Source organism: Colwellia sp. MT41 (assembly GCF_001444365.1).
Lineage (GTDB): Bacteria > Pseudomonadota > Gammaproteobacteria > Enterobacterales > Alteromonadaceae > Colwellia > Colwellia marinimaniae.
In genome coordinates this window covers 137,414-157,574 of the sequence record NZ_CP013145.1, presented here as the reverse complement: position 1 = coordinate 157,574, position 20,161 = coordinate 137,414, and the positions used below count along the sequence as shown (strand labels likewise).

Genomic DNA, 20,161 nt, shown 5'->3' with positions numbered 1-20,161 from the left:
TAATCAGGTATTAATATGACAGTAAGGTTACATAAACATGACGGATTTATGTAATTGAGTAAGCCGAGCTAGACTTAAGTAGTCAATTTTGGAATGGCTTGATTAACATAAACATCGAAACGATTTTTTTTCATTTTAATGCTCATCGACGGTTTTTTACCTGCCAGTGGTGGTGCATAACTGGGTCGTTTTACCACCACGCGGTATTTAGCTAACGCGAGTGCAGGTTCAAGTAGGCCATCGGCATCAAGATCTTCACCAACGAGGCATTGAAAAATACGCATTTCTTTTTTAACTGCAGCAGATTTTTCTCGGTGTGGAAACATAGGATCTAGATAGACCACATCAGGCGCGCTGGCCAAGTCCATTTGCTCTATTGATGAACCGTGAATTAACTGCATGTTATTAGCTATATCGGCAACTTCATGATTTAGTTTTGCACGCTCAATACCATCCTCTAAAAGTGCGGCCACGACGGGCATACGTTCCATTAAGGTTAATTGACAACCTAAGCCAGCCAAAACAAAGGCATCACGACCAAGGCCAGCGGTAGCGTCTAAAACATGGGGAGTAAAACCATGTTTTAAGCCCACCGCTTTGGCAATATCTTGACCGCGACCGCCACCAAACTTACGTCGATGGGCGACCGCGCCGGCAACGAAGTCTACTTTGATAGCGCCCAGTTTAGGTTCGTCTAATTTACATAACTCTAAAGCGTGATGATGCACTTGCAAGATAAATTCCAGCTGTGGCTGTTTATTGGCAGCGGCTACATCCCCCAGATAATTGAAATGCCATTTTTTCGCCAGTCGTTTAGCGTATTCACTATCAACATTATCGACATAACCGAGGGCGATGGTATTAAGGTATTCGCTGGCAATAGTTGCGCTCATTAGCTTCCTATATGCTTGCCTAAGAAAGACAAGATTTTTTGATTTGCTTCTAAAATATTATCTTCATTATAAAAGCCATGGCCGTCTTTGTCTTTCACTAACCACTCAAATGAGTAGTTAATTGCTACTAAAGAGGCTTTTAAATTAACTTTCAAAGCAATTCACCTTACAAATCATTAACAACTCTCTCGTATTCATATTAAAATATAAACACTTGCTCCATTTATCATGCAAAGAGATAATAGAAAACTTAATACTTTGTAAACAATTACACTCACAGGAAAAATTTTGTCATTATCCGATGCTGTTAATAAACACCTAAAAACACCAAGCCCACAGCTTTGTGCCGTGACCTTGTTGGGCAATTTAGTCGCTACGCCAGATATTCGCTATCGCGCTAATCCTGCCACCGCAGTGACTGAGATTGTCTTAGCGACATCGAGTAAATGGTTAGATAAAAATACTAACAAATATAAAGAATGGACTAGTTACCATCATGTCAAGGTAGAAGGTGAATTGGTCGAGCAGGCGTTATTACAGGCCAATAAAGGCGACATTATTTTACTGCATGGCTATTTAAGTAATATTAAGGCCAAAGCAACGGATAAAAGTACTAATCACCTGGGTATTGTCCACGCTAACTTCGTACAAAAATTCAGTAAAGGCTATACTCAAGCAATTAACCAAATTCATTGTAGTGCCCAGCTAACGTCTCAACCAAAACTGATGTTAACCGAACAAAACAAAGAGATAACCCAAGCAAATATTGTCATTAATCAACATATTTATAATACCGAAAAACAAACATGGCAGACAATTACTGTTGAACGAGCCATTCATGCTTGGGGCAAACAAGCACTGTATTTAGCCGAACATGGTAATATTGGCGATGAACTGATGTTAGAGGGAAAACTAAGTTACACCAGCGGTTTTAACAAAGATCAGTTTATTGAAGTAAAAAACGTGCATTTATTTAAGGGCTCCTAAAAGAAAAGCAAAAATAAAATCGTTAGCAATACACTGGACTATGGATGACTCAACTAAATGCTTACCGTAAAACACTCTCTCTTTTTATTTTTTTTCCTATGGCTAGTGCTCTTCACCCGCAGCAGCCATGCCAATAATAGCACCAGTGAAAAAAATCAATATTTACTACAAAAAATAGTGCAAGCGCCTCTACTTAAAGGAAAAAATAGCCAGTGGCTGCAACTGCTTGAGCAACCGGGTAACAGCCAAAATTATTATCTTGCGAATAGACAGGGTCAAATTTATCAGTTAGCGCAAGATAACGCTATTAACAGCTCTTTATTACTAGATTTTCAGCAAGTCTCGACTAAAGAGCCGATACTGCAACTCAGCGCTTTTGCTTTACACCCCAACTTTGCCTTGAATGAGCATAGCGGTTATGGCATTTTTTATACCGCTCATGTAGAAAAATCACCTACCATCAGCAGAGCCAAGCGCTTACAAGAATCGGCGGTCACCATAGCACTCAGCTTTGATGCCGTAGTAACTGAATGGCAATTAAACCCAGCGAGGCAAGTCGATATTTCAAGTCAAAGAGAAGTATTGAGAATAGCCATTGCCAGCGTAACAACTGGCATTAAACAATTGAGCTTTAATCCCTACAGTAAATCATGGCATGATGACTTTGCTCAGCTCTATATTGCCCTTGCACAAAACCAAAAATTAAGCCAATACCCACTGTATTCCGGTGCCATTTTACGTATTAATCCACAAAAAATTACTACGGCTAGTTATAGTGTGCCTGATAACAACCCTTATTTCGCTCATAACGAAATTTCAGCCGCCATTTATTTACTGGGTGCTGGGCAAATAAAGCAATTTATTTGGCCGGATAAATACTCTAATAAATTACTGATATCACATTTATACCGCTATAAAAACACAATAAAACATTGGTTATCTTATAGCTATGGCGGGGAAGATTGGCGGGCATACTCACCTAAACAGTTTATATACCAAAACGACCAACCTTTAACGGCCAATAGCTTGCTAGTATACCGAGGTCAAAATGCACCAAGCTTGCGCAACAAGTTATTATTACTGACTAAAAAAAAGCGGCACTGGCAACTGAGCTCATTAACTAATGGTAATCCAGTGGTTAAATTGGGCGTACAACAACAAAAATCCTTATCAACACCGCAACTAGAGTGGCCATTATCGCAGCAGAAGTTAATCACTAAGCAATTATCTATTTTTCGTGATAATCGTGGTGAACTGCTTTTTTTCAATGAGGACTCTGGCGCTATCTATCAGCTATTTCAACAGGATATAATACCAGGTCAAGGTCATATACAAGGTAATCAAGCAATAAAACAAAGCGGTTTAGCTGGTATTACTTTCTTTTTTATTAGCCTATTCACTTTACTTGCTGGTTATATTTTTTACCAAGTAAACAGCCAGAAAAATTCAGTTAAATCATTGGTACGTCGAGAGTTTTCTCACTTAGCATTGACTGATGATAAGTTAGCTTTAAACTTATTTAAACGCCATCAACACAAGACTGAGACTGTGATAGCCCTGGATCAAATTAAGCAGTGTCAACTGTTACTGGGTGATTTAGTCATTGCGACAATTAACACCACATTGGCTCATGGTTTTAATGATCAACAAGAACAGGCATTACGTGAGATATTTCATAACGAGCAAATTGATAAAATGGTTGATGGTAAAGTTAGGCGCATTAGCTTATCAATCAATACCGGTGAAAAAAATAAGTACATCATTTGTTTATACCTACGCAAAGGTAACGATAGAATAACCAAAAACAGTTACTTTGCCGTGGTCGATGATGTCATTAATTGGTGCTGGTTAATTGCCGCCAAGATCAATAGCCAACATACCAGCAAGCGTGGTTTAAAAGCTAGTATCTCTGCCGCAGATATAGCTCTAGCAGAGCACAAGAGCCATGATGATACCCCTCTGCATACCCAAGCCGCTATTATTAGGCCAGCCACCCACCCTCAGCCAACTTTAGCTGTTAATGAACAAGTCCCCACGGCTGAAATACCAATAGCTCAGGGAAATAGCGATGTGATCATTTTATCTAACTATCATGACTCGACCGCGATAACAGCGGCCAAAGTAGAAACAGAGTTGGTGAATGCCTTAGAAAAATTAGTTAAACTACAACAACAAGGCTTTTTAAGTGCTGATGAATTTTCCCAAGCGAAAGCCAAATTATTGGACTGTTTAAATAAAACTGAGTAATATTTCGCTAGTAAGCTGCACGCATCTAGCTTACTAAAAATGTAGACGGTACCGGAGCTACCTTATGAGATAATGCAGACGGTATTATCCTGAGTAATTTTTCGAACAAAATGTCCTAAATCACTATGTTCCACAATCCATGCCTTACCTATAAGCTTTATAATTATCGCTAAGTGGGCAATTAATTAATCTATTTGGTATAACCATGCTTGCTAAGATTGTTCTTTTTTCCTCTCACGTACATACCACTAGAATACTGGCTAGCCTTATCATGATCATTATTATCGTGACTGGCTTATATCAGTGGCTAATACAGACACCAGCAGCTGGCGCGACAACACTTAACGCAGCAGAAGCTGGCTTTAATTTAAGTCAGTGGACCATAGCCTTAGTTGATAAGCTTAACTGGCAAGAAGAAGCCAGCTCAACATCTTATAATACCTTGGTGTTGTTGGTTTTTTTATCCCTAGCAACCAGTATAGGTTTACCTAGACAAATTGCTGCTTTAGTCGCGGGTATTAACTTGGGTGCTTTCATCGGCATGATTATCGCGACATTGGCGGCAACGCTTGGCTGCTTCATTACCTTTACTGTTGCCCGCTACCTACTAAGCGATAGAATTACTCGTAAGTACCCAAGTAAGCTAGCAAAATTATCGGCTTTTCTTGGTGAACAAACCTTCTTAAAAGCCATCATTATTCGTATATTACCGCTAGGGAGTAATTTTATCACCAATATTATTGCTGGGGTGAGTAAGGTATCAATGCCCGCTTATGTTAGTGGCTCATTTGTTGGTTTTATCCCACAAATGATCATCTTTGCTTTTGCTGGTAGCGGTATACGCTTAGGTGCACAAAATGAGTTAATGGCTAGCGCAGGTCTATTTATTATTGCGCTGTTGTTAAGCGCCTATTTAGTGAAAAAACATAAAATGAAAGTAAAATAATATTAACAACTTCCTATCTTCTGTCTAACACTACAACAATAAACTCTGTTCAATTTTATGGTGCACATCAGCAGCATCCACTAAGGATTTTGCCGTTAAGCTGGCAACACTATACACTTCTGTAGTAACCCCATATTTTTCACGAACTTTACGCAGCAGCACATCAAAATCACCATCGCCGGAAAGTAATATCACGGTATCAACGTCAGCAGCAGCTTCCATGATATCTATGGTTATGCCCACATCCCAATCACCTTTGGCAGAACCATCACGACGTTGGATATAAGGCTTTAGTTTGACCTCAAAACCAATGTGCTTCAGCGCTTTTTGAAATTTATGCTGTTGATCATCACTGCGTTGAATGGCATAAGCATTGGCGATAGTAATCTCACCTTGCGCCATCAACTCTTGCCACAATAAGCGGTAGTTAAATTGCTTAGAAAATACATCTCTGGTGGTGTAATAAATGTTTTGTACATCGACAAACACAGCTATTTTTTTCAAGGTGATCTCCTGAAATTAAAGGTCTTTTTATCTGATTAAACGCGATGAGCTAGTGTGCTACCACTTTATAGCATTGTGCATAAAGAAGAGAACACTTAGCAAGGCACGGATGACATTAGCATAAACAAAATGAGACTACCCACCTGAATAACCATTAGCCACAAACCAAGACAATGTTAATTAATGATGTTAAAATCTTTTTTTATAGCAGTTAATGACTAATCCGAGCAAGACAACATGTTAGCCTTACGTTCTTTTTTCTATTTTTTCTTGAATTTCCCTCTTAAATTACTGGTTCGCTGTAAAATCATCAACGACAGTCAAAGTGCGACCGAACCGCTAAATAATCCTATTTTTTATATTGTTCGTCATCAATCCGCTTCCGACTTATTGACCCTGCAAAGTGCTTGTAAAAAGCAAAATCTTCCCGATCCTCTTGGCCAAGTTAGCATTAACGGAAAAATTTTTAATCGCACCTTATGTTTAGCCAAACCAACACCCATTTTTTCATGGTGTAAAGCCAGTGAAACAGCGGCAAGCAGCCAAGGTTTAGAGCTTTTAAAGCTACATGCACTTGATGAAAGTCTCGATGCAAAATTAATTCCAGTCAATTTAATATGGGGCCGGACACCAACCAAAGAGCGTACAAACCTTAATATCGGCACGCTGATTGCCGATCAAGAGTCACCAAATTGGTTACGTAAATTTTTTATCGTACTCTTTTTAGGTCGCGATACCTTAGTACGTTTTAGCGAAGCTTTTTCTTTTAGAGATATCACTGACAATCACGGTAGCGATGAAGTTGCCGCACATAAGTTTTTACGCGTTGCTCGCTTTCATTTTCATCGTCAAACCATTGCCGCTAAAGGCCCAAGATTAATGCATCGTAAGCAAATGTTTACCGCCTTGTTTGCCAATCCGTCAATAAAGCGCATGATCAGTGACGAAGCGAAAAGTAAAAAAATACCGGCAGCAGACGTTAAAAAACAAGCGCTAGCCATGATGAATGAAATTGCTGGTGACTACAGTGTTTCTTGGGTACGTTTTGGTGAGATTATTTTGCATTGGTTATGGGCGAGATTATACAGCGCCATTAACGTCACTAATGCCAAGGTATTACGTAAATTGGCACAAGATGGCCATGAAATAATTTATGTACCCTGCCATCGTAGCCATATGGATTACTTATTACTTTCTTATGTCATATTGCAAGAAGGCTTAGTCATGCCACGTATTGCCGCGGGCATTAACTTAAATTTTTGGCCTGCAGGTACCGTATTTAGAAAAGGCGGCGCCTTTTTTATTCGACGTAGCTTTGGCGGCAACCGTTTATATTCAACTATTTTCCGCGAGTATTTAGGACTTTTATTTGAACGTGGCTATAGCGTTAAATACTACACTGAGGGTGGAAGAAGCCGCACAGGTAGATTGTTAGCGCCGAAAACCGGCATGCTAGCGATGACTATTCAAAGTTTACTGCGTGGCATTGATAGACCGCTAACTTTAGTGCCTGTTTACATAGGCTATGAGCACGTTATGGAAGTAGGCACTTACCATAAAGAATTAAGTGGTGGTGAGAAAAAAGGCGAATCGATGTTTGGCGTGCTAAAAGCAATTAAGAGCTTACGTAACTACGGCAATGGTTATGTGAACTTTGGTGAGCCGATGAATATCAACGAGTTTTTAAATAAACAAGTTCCCAACTGGAAAGATGCCATAGACCCTATTGCGCCACAAAAACCAACTTGGTTAACGCCTACGGTCAATATACTTGCTAATAAAGTGATGGAAAACATCAATAAAAGTGCCGCATTGAACGGGGTAGCTTTAACTGCGTTGATTTTACATGCCAGCAAAAACAAAGCGTTAGCTAAAATGGAATTACAAACACAACTCGATTTTTTCTTGAATTTACAACGCCAAGCGCCTTTTAGTGAGCAACTGACCATTCCAGAAGAAACAGGTGCCCAGTTACTGACACATGTTATTTCACTGAACAAGGTGACTATCACTGAAGATAGCTTTGGTAGCTTGGTATCACTTTCTGATACCGCCAAGCTTGAAATGCGCTATTACCGCAATAATATTTTGCATACGTTTGTGCTGCCAGCACTTATTTGTCGTTTGCTCGATAGACAGAACAAAATTAATCAAGACGAATTAATTGCCAAAGTACAAGCATTAATGGCCTTACTCAAAGAAGATTTATTTTTATACCAAGATAGCGAACAGGTCGCTACACAAACGCATCAAATATTAGCGGCATTACAAGCAAAAGATATTACAACATTAAGTAAAGCTGGTTTTTGGTCACTGACTGACGATATGGTGCTCCTAAGCCAAGTTCACGCCATGGCGGAGTGTGTTGATGAAAGCTTACAGCGCCTAGCGATTATCACGTCATTAACCAGTCGTTTAGGGCCTTTAAGTAAACGTGATTTAGAAAGCAAAGTAGTGGCTATTGCCAAGCGTTTATCGGTATTAAATAATATTAATGCCCCAGAATTTACCGACAAACGTGCGCAATCAACATTAATCGCCAGCATGCGTCAGCATGGCTATATTGAAATAAATGATGATGGTTTACTCATTGCCAGTAGTAGCATGGCTGAAATAAAAGCCACCATCATTAACTTGGTCGACATTGAAGTATTACAAAGTATCGCCCGCTAACCCTAATAGTGCTCGTTGAGTAATAACTTGCTAGAAAAATAAACACCCTGTGTATTGAACCTGTGGTGTTTTTTTTGGTCTAGAACATTACCTATGGAAACTAAAAGAATAAATACTCTGTGTTAAAGGGATCTTACACTGCCATTTTTATCTCTGTTTTACTGCACTTATTACTATTAATTGCCCTAATTAACAGCTCAATAAATCGTCCTAAGGTTATCAAGAAAAAGCCGCCTAAAGTCACCATAATCAAAAGTTTTTTATATTCTGCCCCTAAGAAAGTCGTATCAAAAAAAGTTGCGCCTCAAGAAATAATCACTCAAAAAACTACCGCAGAAAAAATTATCGCTGAGATAGCAGCGCCGCAGCAGACTGAAAACCAGAAGATAGCCTTGGGGCAAACAGTGGCTAAAATATTAGCTAATAAAGCAGTAACTACCCCTGTTATCGCTGTAGCTAAAGCGCCACCTAGACAGGTTAGCAATACTGTTAAAAGTACAACTGTAACCACTGAAAATAAAGTGCCAAGTGTAAGCCAAGGCAGTTTTTCGAGCTTTGAGCGCTTATCTCGTCTTAGACAAAAAGTAGCCGAGCAACAGCGGCAACAGGCCTTTACTGAATTAACACAAAAGCGTTCCGCTTCCATCATGCATGGTGAGCCCTTTCCCGTGCCTCATACTGTGGTTCCTTTGACTCGCGATCAAAAACATAAGCTAAATACCAGTGTTTCTAATAACACCCGTATTACTAAAAATGACAACGGTAGTTGCACTATGGTGACAGAGCAAATGTACGGTAGCCCAATTGAAGCGACAAGAACAAGTTTTGCTTGTGGGGAAAGTAAATTCGATAAGGGTTTTAGAGAACATATGCAGAAGGTACAAGCCAAACTAGCGATTCAACGATAAAGACTAAAATCACTTATTTTCTTGGCTATTTTTTACTAATAAAGCAATAAATTCTTGCTGTACTACCGGTTTAGACCAGAAGTAACCCTGCCCCATCTCACAGCCTAGTTCTGCCAGTAAATCTGCGGTTGCTTTATCTTCAATGCCCTCAGCGACATTGGTAATGCTCAAACTTTTACTCATGCCTATTATCGCTTTAACAATCTGTAGTTCATTAGTTGCATGACAGATATTCTTAACAAAAGAGCGGTCTAACTTAAGTGTACAGACATTAAATTTTGCTAAATAACCTAGATTAGAATAGCCAGTACCAAAGTCATCAATGGCAAATGAAATACCAAAAGAGCGCAACTCATTAATTTGTTTCTGAATATAATTGATATCATCCATCAACATGGATTCAGTCAGTTCTAGCTCTAAAAAATGTGCGGCTAGGTTAACCTGAGTAAGAGCACTCAGGATATGTGTTGATAGGTTACCGCGTTTAAAATCTTCCGCGGATAAATTCACCGCAATAGATAATTTATTAAAACCTAACTGATGCCATTGCTTGCACGCGGCAACTGATTGTTCGATAACCCAATGAGTTATATCAGTTATTACTCCTGATTGTTCCGCCAATGGAATAAAGATCGTTGCCGGTACTAAGCCGTGCTCTGGACTAAGCCAGCGTACTAAAGCCTCGGCACCGGTTATTTGCTCGGTCACTAAGTCTATTTTTGGCTGAAAGTGGACAACTAACTCATGATTACTAATGGCATTTTTTAACGCTTTAGTTAGTTGTAGCTTTTCTTGCTCTTGCACCGCCATCACTCGGTCAAAGAAACTAAAATCAGCTTTACCCTCTTCACCCTTAGCATGCATGGCTAAGTGAGAGTTATGCCGCAACTCGGCCATAGTACTACCATCAAAAGGAGCAAGAGCAATACCAATATCAGGTTGCAGCGCAAGTTCAAAGTCAGTGACATGATAACTTTGGGAACAAACTTGCTGCACTTGCTCGGCAAATTTACTGATGCCACGATAATCCACGGAGTGTTTTAAAATAACAAATTCATTTTGTTGAAACCGATAGACAACCGTCTTGTCATTGGCAAAAGACAGCAACCTTTTTGCCAATAGTTTAAGTGCTTCATCACAGACATTATGGCTATAGTTCATCTTAATTAAGTGTAAATTACCCACATTCAAGGTGATAAAAGCTAAGAGATGACCTGACGATTTTTGTTGCTTTAGCTTTTGTGCAAGATCAGTTTTACAAGCATTTTCATTGGGTAATTGCGTGAGTTGATCAAAGCGACTACTTTTTCTTAATTGAGCAATGGCTAATTCAAGCGCAGCATTGGCTTGCAAAATGTATTTGAACCTTGTTCTTATATCGGCAAATATATAAAACACCCCGACCGAAAAGAAGGTCAACATGACCACATAACTAAAGACACGTCCCCACATGGGTAACGTATCAAACAGTCCGCTAGCCACTAAAAAACCCTGATTATGGGCCAAAGCGAAGAAACATAAAGCACTAACCAGATAGACAAACAAGGAAATAAAAATTAGCTTACCGGATAGCACTATGGCTAACATCAAGAGGCAAGGAAAGGCTAATACCGCGGCATCAAAGATACCTTCACCCAGCCAACAAGCGTAAGTAATAAATACGGCGATAGACCATAACACCATGCCTGATATAACGCTGCAGGTATCGACAGAAGCCCAATAGTAAAACACCACTAACAGGCTAATCGATGAAAACATAGCAAAAGCTAACACTGATTGACCATTAAAAAACAGCTCACTAAGCAGCAGCAGGGTAAGAATAGTCAACAAAATTTTCAGCGTTAGTCTAAGTCGATGAACTTTTTCCTGTTGTGAAAAGAGTGTTATTGAAGAGCGCCCTACCGCATCTATTACGGCCATTATGCTGACGTACTATCATTGGCTTGCTTAGCAAGATCACTGCTAAAGGCTAAATAAAGCTCTTTATTGGTCGATTTTTCTCTTTTTACTTGATACATGGCTTTATCTGCCGCTCTAATGAGCTCTAATAACTCCAATTTATCGTCTGGATAAAAACTAACCCCCATACTTGCCGTAACACTAACACTCTTATTATACTGGGATAAATGATGAGGTTTACTCAACTGTGCAGCCAATTTTGCACAGACATTAGTCACCTCTTTTTTTATAGCATTAGGTAAAATAATGACAAACTCATCGCCGCCCCAACGTGATAGAATATCGTCTTTTCTTAAGCTTTTCATTAACTGACTGGCGACATGAATCAGCACTTCATCACCCGCATCATGGCCAAAGATATCATTTATCGGTTTAAAATCATTTAAGTCCATCATTATCAGCGCGAAAGGTACTCTAGTAAAGATTAGTTGTTTTAAATGCTGCTCTGCCGCTTGGCGATTAAGTAACTTGGTTAAGCTGTCATAATTGGCTTTTTGAGCAAGTAATGATATTTGTTGTTTACGCTTGGAAATATCATGTAAGGTAATTTGATAATTTTCTTGAAAGTCATCGGTTATTAGCTGAGTCACCACTATTTGCACCCAAATTTTTTCTTCTTGATACGATATTAATTCCAGCTCTGCCACGGCTGACTCATCATTAGTAAAAGCAATGCGAATCTGTTCATGTAAATCTTTTTTCATGATAAAAAGGTCTTGCAAATAGTTACCATAATTCTTTTTTAATGGCAGTTTAAGTTTCTCAATAAGCTGCTCAAATACTTGATTATAAAGTAGAATATCACCTTGCGGCTCAACCAATACTATCGCTGAAGTTGCATTTTCAAAGAGCATTCTAAATCTTGACTCTAATACTTGTACTTCACTTCTAAGGCTTTTTTCTCTGAGCATTTGTTGCTCGGCTTTTGCTAATAAACTATTTACATCATCCGCTAATTGACCTATTTCACTCTTTTGATGTGATAAAGGTTTATTTATTCGTTCTCGCGTTCCTGGGCTGATGGCATGCAATGCTTTGCTAATGCTTAAGATAGGACGGGTAATAACATAATAAGTAACAAAAATGGAAATAATGGTGATAATTAAGGCTTCAACCGCGACCACAATAGTATTAGTCGCACTTATATTATTGGCTTTTTCAACGAGGTATTTTTCATTTGCTTTGACAAAAAGTACGCCGACACTGCGTTCTGGTTGAAAAGGCGAAAACAAGATAAATTCAAGCATAGCTGCCGACTCTTGATAGTTATCACTTTTCACCATAAGCACATCGGTTTTAATGGCGGCAGCAGTGATAAGATCATTACTAATCAAGCCATTAATAACCTCTTTCGCTAGTTCTTCATCACCTAAATAACTGGCAATAGAGGCCGTCGGGGAAACCGTGTTATACAATTGCTTAATACTTTGTTCTCCCAGTCGTTGCTCGTTAAGAAAGGTATAACGATAGAAAAGTTGGGTAGTAATAAGCCCAACAATAACTGCTGTAAAGACAATAACGACTGCCAATCGAATAACTAAGCCCGATTTATTCATTTAAAATATAAACCACCTTTAAATCATCGGTGATAAGTGACTGCGGTACATAACCAATCGCTTGTTCGTTCGCTATAATAAAAGCAATTAGGTCATCTTCATTTGACTGAAATACTGCGGCGCGCTTTCTACCAGTAAAACGTAATCTAGACCAATAAGCGTTAACCCGAGATAAAGGCATGCCGACAAGATTTTTATAAAACTTAACTTTGATCGCATGCTCCCCCTTAAGCTCGACTGGAATAGCCTTACTATCATTAGGAAAGGCCACATACTTGCCCATAAATAAGTCAATCAGTTCGGAGCGGGATAATTCATCAACAGGATTGGCCTTATTAACCACCACGGCAAGAGGTTCTTGTGCCTGAACTATTACACTCAATAGTGTCAGCATTATAATGACGATAATTTGAGGGAATTTAGCCATCAGAAAATCAAACTCAAGGTAAGTAACAAGGTATTAATATCTTCTGCTACGTTATGTTGATCCGCTTCATTTAGCCACAAGGTACCACCACCTTCATCAATACGGGTGTAGCTCCATTGTAACGATGAGGCCATATAACTGGTAATATCCCAACGCCAACCTAAGGATATTGTTTGCTGGTTGGTCGCATAGAAATTCATCATTGTCGTAGTGCCATGAATAATTTCTTCTAGTGCTAACTCATTAACGCCTGGTTCAGCAAAAATATAATTGTTAGAATCAGTAAAAGCATAAATACCATAAAATTGGTGGGCGTCTAATTGGTATGACAGAGCCGCATAACCGCTGGTTATTTTAGGAATGACTTCACTTGCTGAGTTAATATGTGCCAACTCGGCTGATGCCAACCAATGTTGCCATTGATATTGACCACTGATTGATGAATAGTTTACTTCTTGTCCCACCATCCGTATTGACTGAGCAAATACATCTTGATTAGGCCATAAAAAATCGGGAATTTGACTAATGATCGCCGCTAACAAGGCGTTAGTTTTAGGTTCATTAGCAATATTAACTTGGCTATGTTTTGCGTGTACTATCCAGTTAAAGTGATCAAAGGTGAGCGAGAGGCCAATAATATCGTCAATTTTAATCTCTTCGATCACTGAACTTGCAGAGATTTCTGCCTCACTTGCACCGGTAAACAATTTACTGGTAAAAACGCCACCTAAAGCTCTTCGACTATAAGTAACATCGATACCATCAATACTTCGATAAGGGATAATGCCATAGATTTCATTGGGAGCTGTGGCCCAAATATAAGAGAAGTCGACATCTCGATATTCAGTTAGTAAAAAAACATCTGGAGCTGTCCGACCAAGCCTTATAGTCCAATTGGTATTCACTTCATAACGCAAAAAAGCCAGCGTGGTATATCTATCTAATGACGGCTTGGGTAAACCTCTAAGCACTGCTTGATATACAACATCAAAGCTTGGTGATATAGACCAGTCGACTTGCAAGCCTAGTAAGCTATGCTGCTTAAAATCAACCTCACCTGAATATACAGCATCATCTGAGCCGACATTTTTTCGATAGCCATGATGGTCAGAGTCAGAATAAACAACACCTAGCGTGGCAAAACCACTGAATTGTAATTTTTCATTACCCGTCTCATTTGCTGCCGCATGAAATGCAAGGCCAACAAGAGCAAAGCAGAGGAAATTTTTACATTGTGCTAAGAGCATACAACAGATAACCAATAGCTAAGGAATATATAAAATATATATCAACATTGCTGATTATTCAATGTGCCAGTCATTAGCGAATAAGCAAAAAACAATAAAAACAATCACTTACATAAAAACTGACATTTAATTTTAGCTATTTATCGATTAGCTAGTAAATCCCGTAAAGAGCCTAGACAAATATTAACGACTTATCATTAATTTAATTAAGCTAATCTCACGAGCTATTTTTATCCAGCTAAGAAATAATCAAATGCTCAGGAAAAAATATCACTAATAACAACACCATGATTTGCATTAAAATAAAGGGTATTACGCCTTACATTTCCTATCGTAAGAATACATTTAGTAAGAATTTTCGCTAGCATATAAAAACTCAACGAAATTTCGTGATTAACAAGTAACGATAAAAAAACCACGCTTGCTCAATACAAACATGGCCTTCAGTTTTACTGAACTTTTTCTGCTATTAATCAGGCAAGTTCATAATATCAACAGGAGCTTGATCTAATTTAAATAGAGGACGGTTTTCATAACTCAAGCTATCTTCTACGTCTTGATGCGTTGATTTTTGAAAATACCGTTGAAATACTTCAAGCTGGTTATCTTTCTCACCCAGCAAGCGTAAAGTAACTTCTTTTGTCAACAAGCAGGTATTGGCAATTACCTCACGGCAACTTTCACTAGCATCACCCGTAACAGTTGATACTAAGGTGATAATTAAAACACCGTCACTATCTATGCGCCAATTACCAAATTCAGTATACAATTCACTTTTACTAAAAACATAATCGTTATTAGCATCATAAAGCCAGTAGGTATTAACATCGCCATTAGCACTAAACTCATACCAATAGAAAGACTGGCCATCATGGCCAACAGCATCTTGAATGGGGCTATAGATACCTGCGAGATTGTTACTATCCCATTCAGGCAGTGTCGTTAGAATTGCACCTAAACCAAGGTAATCATCAGAGGCATTAACCTCACCACTAATAAACATTTCATGGCCATAATAGTTTGCGCCCTGATCATTGGTTAATTGATGCCATTTAGCAACCTCCTGGCCATTTGGTAGGGTAATTTCAAAGACACCGTTATTACTTTGCCAAGTAAAATCGAAACCGTTTACCGTTGCTTGACCAGTACCATCGGCATTTAAAACAAATTCATCGGCATAAATATTTTCTCTATCATCACCAAAAGGCAAATACGCATAACCTGCACCTGTATGGTTAATAGCTATAGTTTTAGATGCCTTTACTACATGAACAGTTTTACCTGTAACACTGCTTTCATCATAAAACTCACCATTAGGAAAGTGTATAACACGGGTTGTCTCTAGGTAATAAGCACTAATATTACTACCATTGGGGTTTGGCGGCTCTGGGGTAAATTGATAAAACTCATCATAAGACTCTGTAGAAACCCTAATCATAACACCATTAATTTCACGGGTTTCTCCGCCGTACGAGACAGTACTGTAATTGGTATGGACCTCAATTATTCCATTAGCATTAGTCCAGTTAAAACTTGTTTCGCCCTTAGTACCTGTTTTGTTTTTATAAAAGCGGAAAACATTTTCACCGTGAGTTTGGCTTGTTTGGTCAAGAACAAAATGTAACTCTGGCACTTCTATTGGTTTGATTTCAACAGGAGCAGAGTCAAGTTTATAAAGAGTACGGTTGGTATAATATATGCGGTTAGAAGGTCGCCAATCAAATTTACGAAATACCTGATATTGATCATCATGATGGGAAAATAACGTCCAAGTTCGCTCATTAATTAAAATACAACCCGGTGTAGTTTCATAACGACAGTCCTCAGTGTAGTTATAGTTTTCATCGGTAACACGTTTAACCGTTAATGAACCATCACTATTTAAAAGCCAACTACCTGGCATAATGGTTGCTTCATCCTCAGTAATAACACCATCTTCATTTTTATCACTAGCAGAAATGGTATCGGCTTCACCATTTTCACGCAGCTCAAACCAGAAAGCCCCATCATCGCTATCACCTTGCTTTTGGCCCGCATAAATACCGGCAATTCCAGCTGCATCACCCCACGGAGGTAATGCAGTGGTAATAGCACCGATACCAACGATATCGTTTTCCGATAGCAAATCCCCATCGTCTATCACTTCGATCGCATAAAATAGATGTTCATTTTTTTTAGGCAATTGGCTCCAGCGATAAATTGTTGTTGCATCTGAGTTATCGTGTGGGTAGATAAATTCAAGTACACCCGCATTAACCTGCCAAGTAAAGTCATTATTAGCTATGGTAGAGTGACCACTGCCGTCAGCATTTAAAATATATTCGTCTGCTCGATTACCTGACTCAATATCAAGACGAGGCAAGTAAGCAATGGCTGAACCTGTATGACTAATACTCTCTAAACCACTCGTTTTCACCATGGATAACGTATCGGTAGAGCTACTTATTTCATCGGGTAATTCACCATTGGGAAAGTGAACTTGATTGTTAACTGTAACTAACAGTACATCACTTTTCTCACCACTGGTTAAGCGCTTAAAGGTATAACTAAGTGTTGAATAAGTAGTTTCAACCTGAGTCATTTGACCGTTAATTTCACGATTATCATATGAAGTACTTGGCTCTTGCTTGGTTACCGTAGCAGTGATAACGCCATCAACTTGCTGCCAGGTAAACTCCTCTTGTGCGTAACTACCGGTATTATCATTATAAAATCGATAAATACTATTCCAAAATAAACCTGTTTTATTCTCATAATAGGCACTTGGTACCTGCCATGTAGAAACATCAACCAAGTTTGTATCTTGATAAATTTCTTCCTGTGCCTCTTGGTATTCTGGCTGATCTTTTACCGTTTCGATGTACACTTGTGTAAGTTCAGTATTTTCAACTAAAGCTAGTGTATCTGATATGCCACTAGGTAAGGCTAAATCGCTATTAGTTCCCGCTTTATCAATTGCCACCTTTATTGCCGTAGCGAGCGTTATCACCTCATCATAATCTATGCTTTGCAATAATTGTTCTAACACTTCATCGGTAGTAATGTCCTCACCATTATTAGCTAACTTAGCCAGGGCATATTGCGCTGTAGTGATATTGGTGACGTTAACAGCAAAGTGTTCGTCTTGAGTTAAGATATTGTCTTCACCCGCTTTAGTGCTTAACTGGCCTGCGGTGCCAAGCAATGAAATTAAACCGGCATTAACTTGTTCTGCAACACCTTTAGCGATAATAGAAATAAAGGCCTCACTTTCAGTATCATCTAGTAATAAATCAACACTATAAACACCATTTTCATCAGCGGTCACATCAACGGTGATGTCTCGACCAGATACAGTTACTGATATTTCAGCATGACCAAGTGGTGAATCTGTAGCTAAACCTTGAATAGTTAACGGAATAGTAAGCTGCTTAATAATAATTGTTGTGGTCGCAACTGCTGTGCCGCCATCATTATCCGTTACCGTAAGTGATAACTCTATTTCTTCATCTGCACTCACTTCAGGTGCAATAAAGGACACCGTGGCTTTACCCGCATCGATAAGGGTAATGCTGGTACCACTGGTTTGTGTCCAGGCATAAGTAGTTATTTCACCATCAGTATCTGTGGCTGTTGCTGTAATAACAGCCGTGGATTTTTCATTAACTTGGCTATTTTCAATTGTTACGCTGGGCAACTTATTAACATTGTTAACCATTACCGTGCCAGTCACAGTCACTGAACCATTACTGTTATCTGTTACCGTAAGTGATAAACCAATTTCTTCATGGGCAGTCACTTCTGGCGCGACAAATGAAACAGTAGCTTTATCTGCATCGGTAAGGGTAACGCTGGTACCACTGTTTTGTGTCCAAAGATAACTACTGATTGTGCCGTCACTATCTGCTGCTGTTGCCGTTAATGATGCTGTTTCAAGTTCATTAACGCTTATGTTTGCTATTGTTGCGCTAGGCAGTACATTTTCAATTTTTTTATCAACGACGTCTTTAATTTCTTCTTTTTTATCACTGCCACAAGCCGATAGCATAAGCGCACTGGCAATAATGGATAATTGGAAAGCTTTTCTACTGATCATGATCAATCCTTGTTTATGAGTATTCTTTTGGTTTTAGGGTTACCTAGTCAAGCTGTCGCTTATTTAACCATTTTGTAACAATAAAAACCTTCCCTAAATCGCGCAGTAAAATTTAGATTAAATACAAATTAATTATTTATTTTTTTGGAAAAATAACTTTGTTTTTCGTGACTAGTTATTTAAGGCCCTTATTGCAAAATGTCCTTATAACTTAAGCAATAAGCAACCCTAAATGGCGAGAGTAAAACCTTATAACCAATATCAATTCCAGTTAGCATTAAATGGTGCTATTGATAATTTAATTATTGAAAGGCAGGCATTGCCAGAAGGCTCTTACCGAGATATTTATATTACCGAAATAGCCAAGTATTTTAACATTGACGTGGCTACATTAAGGCGCTGGTGTGCTGAGTACTGCCAGAAAAGTCCGAAGGAATATTTAGCAAGGTACCGTATAAGTTTGGCAAAGCAAAAACTTCGACAAGGTATAAAATCTTCGGTGGTGGCAAAAGAATTAGCATTTACCGAGCATAAAATCTTTTGTAGTGTTTTTAAACGCTATGAAAATCAAACACCTTCTAAATTAAGCCAAGCTTGTTGAGTAAAGTAGGCACAAGTTATTATCTGTGGTTTGATAAGGTTAATTAAGCAAACAACTTTTGGCAAATGGACACCGACGCACGTTTTTTTAAGTGCTGATGCTCACAAAAATCCGTCAGTGCTTGCGCCCTCCCTACAGCACCATGAAAACATTGTCTAAACTGGGTGGTTAATACCAACCAGTTTTGCGGACTTATACCTAAACGGGTTAATATTTCAGGTTGGGAGTTTTCAATATAACCACGTTTATCGGCTCTAATACAACGACCCGTTAAATCAACCAATTGGATATAATCACATAATTCAAAGGGTAAGCCTTTTGGCATGTGCTTTCTTGGGTTACCGATAAATGGCAGTAATTGTGGCGCTTGTTTACCCTTAATCGCTAATTTTATTCGACCTTGAATGCTGGTGTAATTTGATGTTTCTGGGGTTTTAGCCATCTGAGCCCTAACGGGGTTTAAATCGACATAAGCCATACATGCTATTAAAGCGACTTCATCAAGCAAGGCTTGAGATTTAAAACGTCCTTCCCAAAACCTACCAGTGCATTTATCTTCTTTATTAGCTTGTATGGCAATGCTTTCATTTAGAATGCGCATAAACCAGCTGATGTCGGTTAACCGTGTTCGATATACCTCTGCGGTTTCTTCCAGTATTTGTTGCAGAGGTTTAATCAGTTTTTCACCACGCAAGTATTGTTGAGTGATGAGTGTACCTTTAAACAATTGATGCCAACGGGTAATCACTTCATGCATTGTCCATGTTTTGGCTTGTTCAACATCAACATGTAAAACGATATGGGTATGATTACTCATTACCGCGTAAGCACAAATATCAATGGCAAAGGTTTGGCTTAACGCTAATAGTTTCTTCTCAACCCAACCGCGCCTGTGCTCATAACTCTGCCCGGTAACTTTATCTTCACCACATAAAAAAGCCCGACGAACGCAACGAGAAACACAATGATAGTAAGGAGTGTCAATTAAACTGATTTGTTTTTTTCTTGCCGTTGCCATAGTAGTAACCTCAACTATTTTACTGGTCATTAAATAAGCATAGTTGAGGTTTTGGGAATTACCAATGAGGTGGGTGTCTTCTATTTATTGGGTGTCTTCTATTTATTGGGAATTACCAAT

Annotated in this window: 15 protein-coding genes; 6 read left to right on the top strand and 9 right to left on the bottom strand. The window is 38.8% G+C overall.

The features are described 5' to 3' along the window. Positions 1–74: 74 nt before the first annotated feature. Both CMT41_RS00640 and CMT41_RS18865 read right to left on the bottom strand, forming a co-directional pair. A complete protein-coding gene (locus CMT41_RS00640) occupies positions 75–893 on the bottom strand; it encodes a class I SAM-dependent methyltransferase (RefSeq protein ID WP_057179238.1) in 819 nt (272 codons plus the stop codon). After that, positions 893–1,048: a hypothetical protein gene (locus tag CMT41_RS18865; protein WP_157447778.1), complete on the bottom strand. Its 156-nt coding sequence runs from the start codon at positions 1,046–1,048 to the stop codon at positions 893–895. Before CMT41_RS18865 ends, CMT41_RS00640 begins: the two co-directional genes overlap by 1 nt. A gap of 133 nt (positions 1,049–1,181) precedes the next feature. Between CMT41_RS18865 and CMT41_RS00635 the strand changes: the two genes are divergently transcribed. From CMT41_RS00635 to CMT41_RS00625, 3 genes are all read left to right on the top strand, one after another. After that, a complete protein-coding gene (locus tag CMT41_RS00635; RefSeq protein ID WP_058026062.1) occupies positions 1,182–1,880 on the top strand; it encodes a single-stranded DNA-binding protein in 699 nt (232 codons plus the stop codon). 57 nt (positions 1,881–1,937) lie between these two features. Next, positions 1,938–4,127 (top strand): SHOCT domain-containing protein, encoded by a 2,190-nt coding sequence (locus tag CMT41_RS00630; RefSeq protein WP_058026061.1) that lies wholly within the window; start codon positions 1,938–1,940, stop codon positions 4,125–4,127. 205 nt (positions 4,128–4,332) lie between these two features. Continuing rightward, complete coding sequence (locus CMT41_RS00625; RefSeq protein WP_058026060.1) at positions 4,333–5,073, top strand: TVP38/TMEM64 family protein; 741 nt, start codon at positions 4,333–4,335, stop codon at positions 5,071–5,073. A 30-nt stretch (positions 5,074–5,103) separates the two neighbouring features. Here the strand turns inward: CMT41_RS00625 and CMT41_RS00620 are convergent, their stop codons facing one another. Then, positions 5,104–5,577 carry an NYN domain-containing protein gene (locus CMT41_RS00620; protein WP_057179234.1) on the bottom strand — a complete coding sequence of 158 codons (474 nt, stop codon included), beginning with the start codon at positions 5,575–5,577 and terminating at the stop codon, positions 5,104–5,106. A gap of 237 nt (positions 5,578–5,814) precedes the next feature. On the opposite strand from CMT41_RS00620, the gene plsB reads away from it, so the two are divergent. Both plsB and CMT41_RS00610 read left to right on the top strand, forming a co-directional pair. Continuing rightward, positions 5,815–8,250, top strand: coding sequence for a glycerol-3-phosphate 1-O-acyltransferase PlsB (gene plsB / locus CMT41_RS00615; RefSeq protein WP_057179233.1), 2,436 nt, complete (start codon positions 5,815–5,817; stop codon positions 8,248–8,250). A 119-nt stretch (positions 8,251–8,369) separates the two neighbouring features. Then, on the top strand, positions 8,370–9,158 hold the full coding sequence (locus CMT41_RS00610) for a hypothetical protein (RefSeq protein ID WP_058026059.1): 789 nt from the start codon (positions 8,370–8,372) through the stop codon (positions 9,156–9,158). A gap of 9 nt (positions 9,159–9,167) precedes the next feature. Here the strand turns inward: CMT41_RS00610 and CMT41_RS00605 are convergent, their stop codons facing one another. The 5 genes from CMT41_RS00605 to CMT41_RS00585 form a co-directional block, all read right to left on the bottom strand. Continuing rightward, positions 9,168–11,078 carry a putative bifunctional diguanylate cyclase/phosphodiesterase gene (locus CMT41_RS00605; protein ID WP_057179231.1) on the bottom strand — a complete coding sequence of 637 codons (1,911 nt, stop codon included), beginning with the start codon at positions 11,076–11,078 and terminating at the stop codon, positions 9,168–9,170. Then, positions 11,078–12,673 carry a sensor domain-containing diguanylate cyclase gene (locus tag CMT41_RS00600; protein ID WP_057179230.1) on the bottom strand — a complete coding sequence of 532 codons (1,596 nt, stop codon included), beginning with the start codon at positions 12,671–12,673 and terminating at the stop codon, positions 11,078–11,080. The genes CMT41_RS00605 and CMT41_RS00600 overlap by 1 nt, the downstream gene beginning before the upstream one ends. Then, positions 12,666–13,055 carry a hypothetical protein gene (locus CMT41_RS00595; protein ID WP_231732931.1) on the bottom strand — a complete coding sequence of 130 codons (390 nt, stop codon included), beginning with the start codon at positions 13,053–13,055 and terminating at the stop codon, positions 12,666–12,668. The genes CMT41_RS00600 and CMT41_RS00595 overlap by 8 nt, the downstream gene beginning before the upstream one ends. 44 nt (positions 13,056–13,099) lie before the next feature. Beyond that, on the bottom strand, positions 13,100–14,347 hold the full coding sequence (locus CMT41_RS00590) for a hypothetical protein (RefSeq protein ID WP_058026058.1): 1,248 nt from the start codon (positions 14,345–14,347) through the stop codon (positions 13,100–13,102). Positions 14,348–14,816: 469 nt separating this feature from the next. Beyond that, a complete protein-coding gene (locus tag CMT41_RS00585) occupies positions 14,817–18,422 on the bottom strand; it encodes a PKD domain-containing protein (protein WP_058026057.1) in 3,606 nt (1,201 codons plus the stop codon). A gap of 232 nt (positions 18,423–18,654) precedes the next feature. On the opposite strand from CMT41_RS00585, the gene CMT41_RS00580 reads away from it, so the two are divergent. Then, positions 18,655–19,023: a helix-turn-helix transcriptional regulator gene (locus tag CMT41_RS00580; protein WP_058026056.1), complete on the top strand. Its 369-nt coding sequence runs from the start codon at positions 18,655–18,657 to the stop codon at positions 19,021–19,023. A gap of 43 nt (positions 19,024–19,066) precedes the next feature. Here CMT41_RS00580 and CMT41_RS00575 read toward each other — a convergent pair whose 3' ends face one another. Continuing rightward, positions 19,067–20,041 carry a transposase gene (locus CMT41_RS00575; RefSeq protein WP_058026055.1) on the bottom strand — a complete coding sequence of 325 codons (975 nt, stop codon included), beginning with the start codon at positions 20,039–20,041 and terminating at the stop codon, positions 19,067–19,069. Positions 20,042–20,161 lie beyond the last annotated feature (120 nt).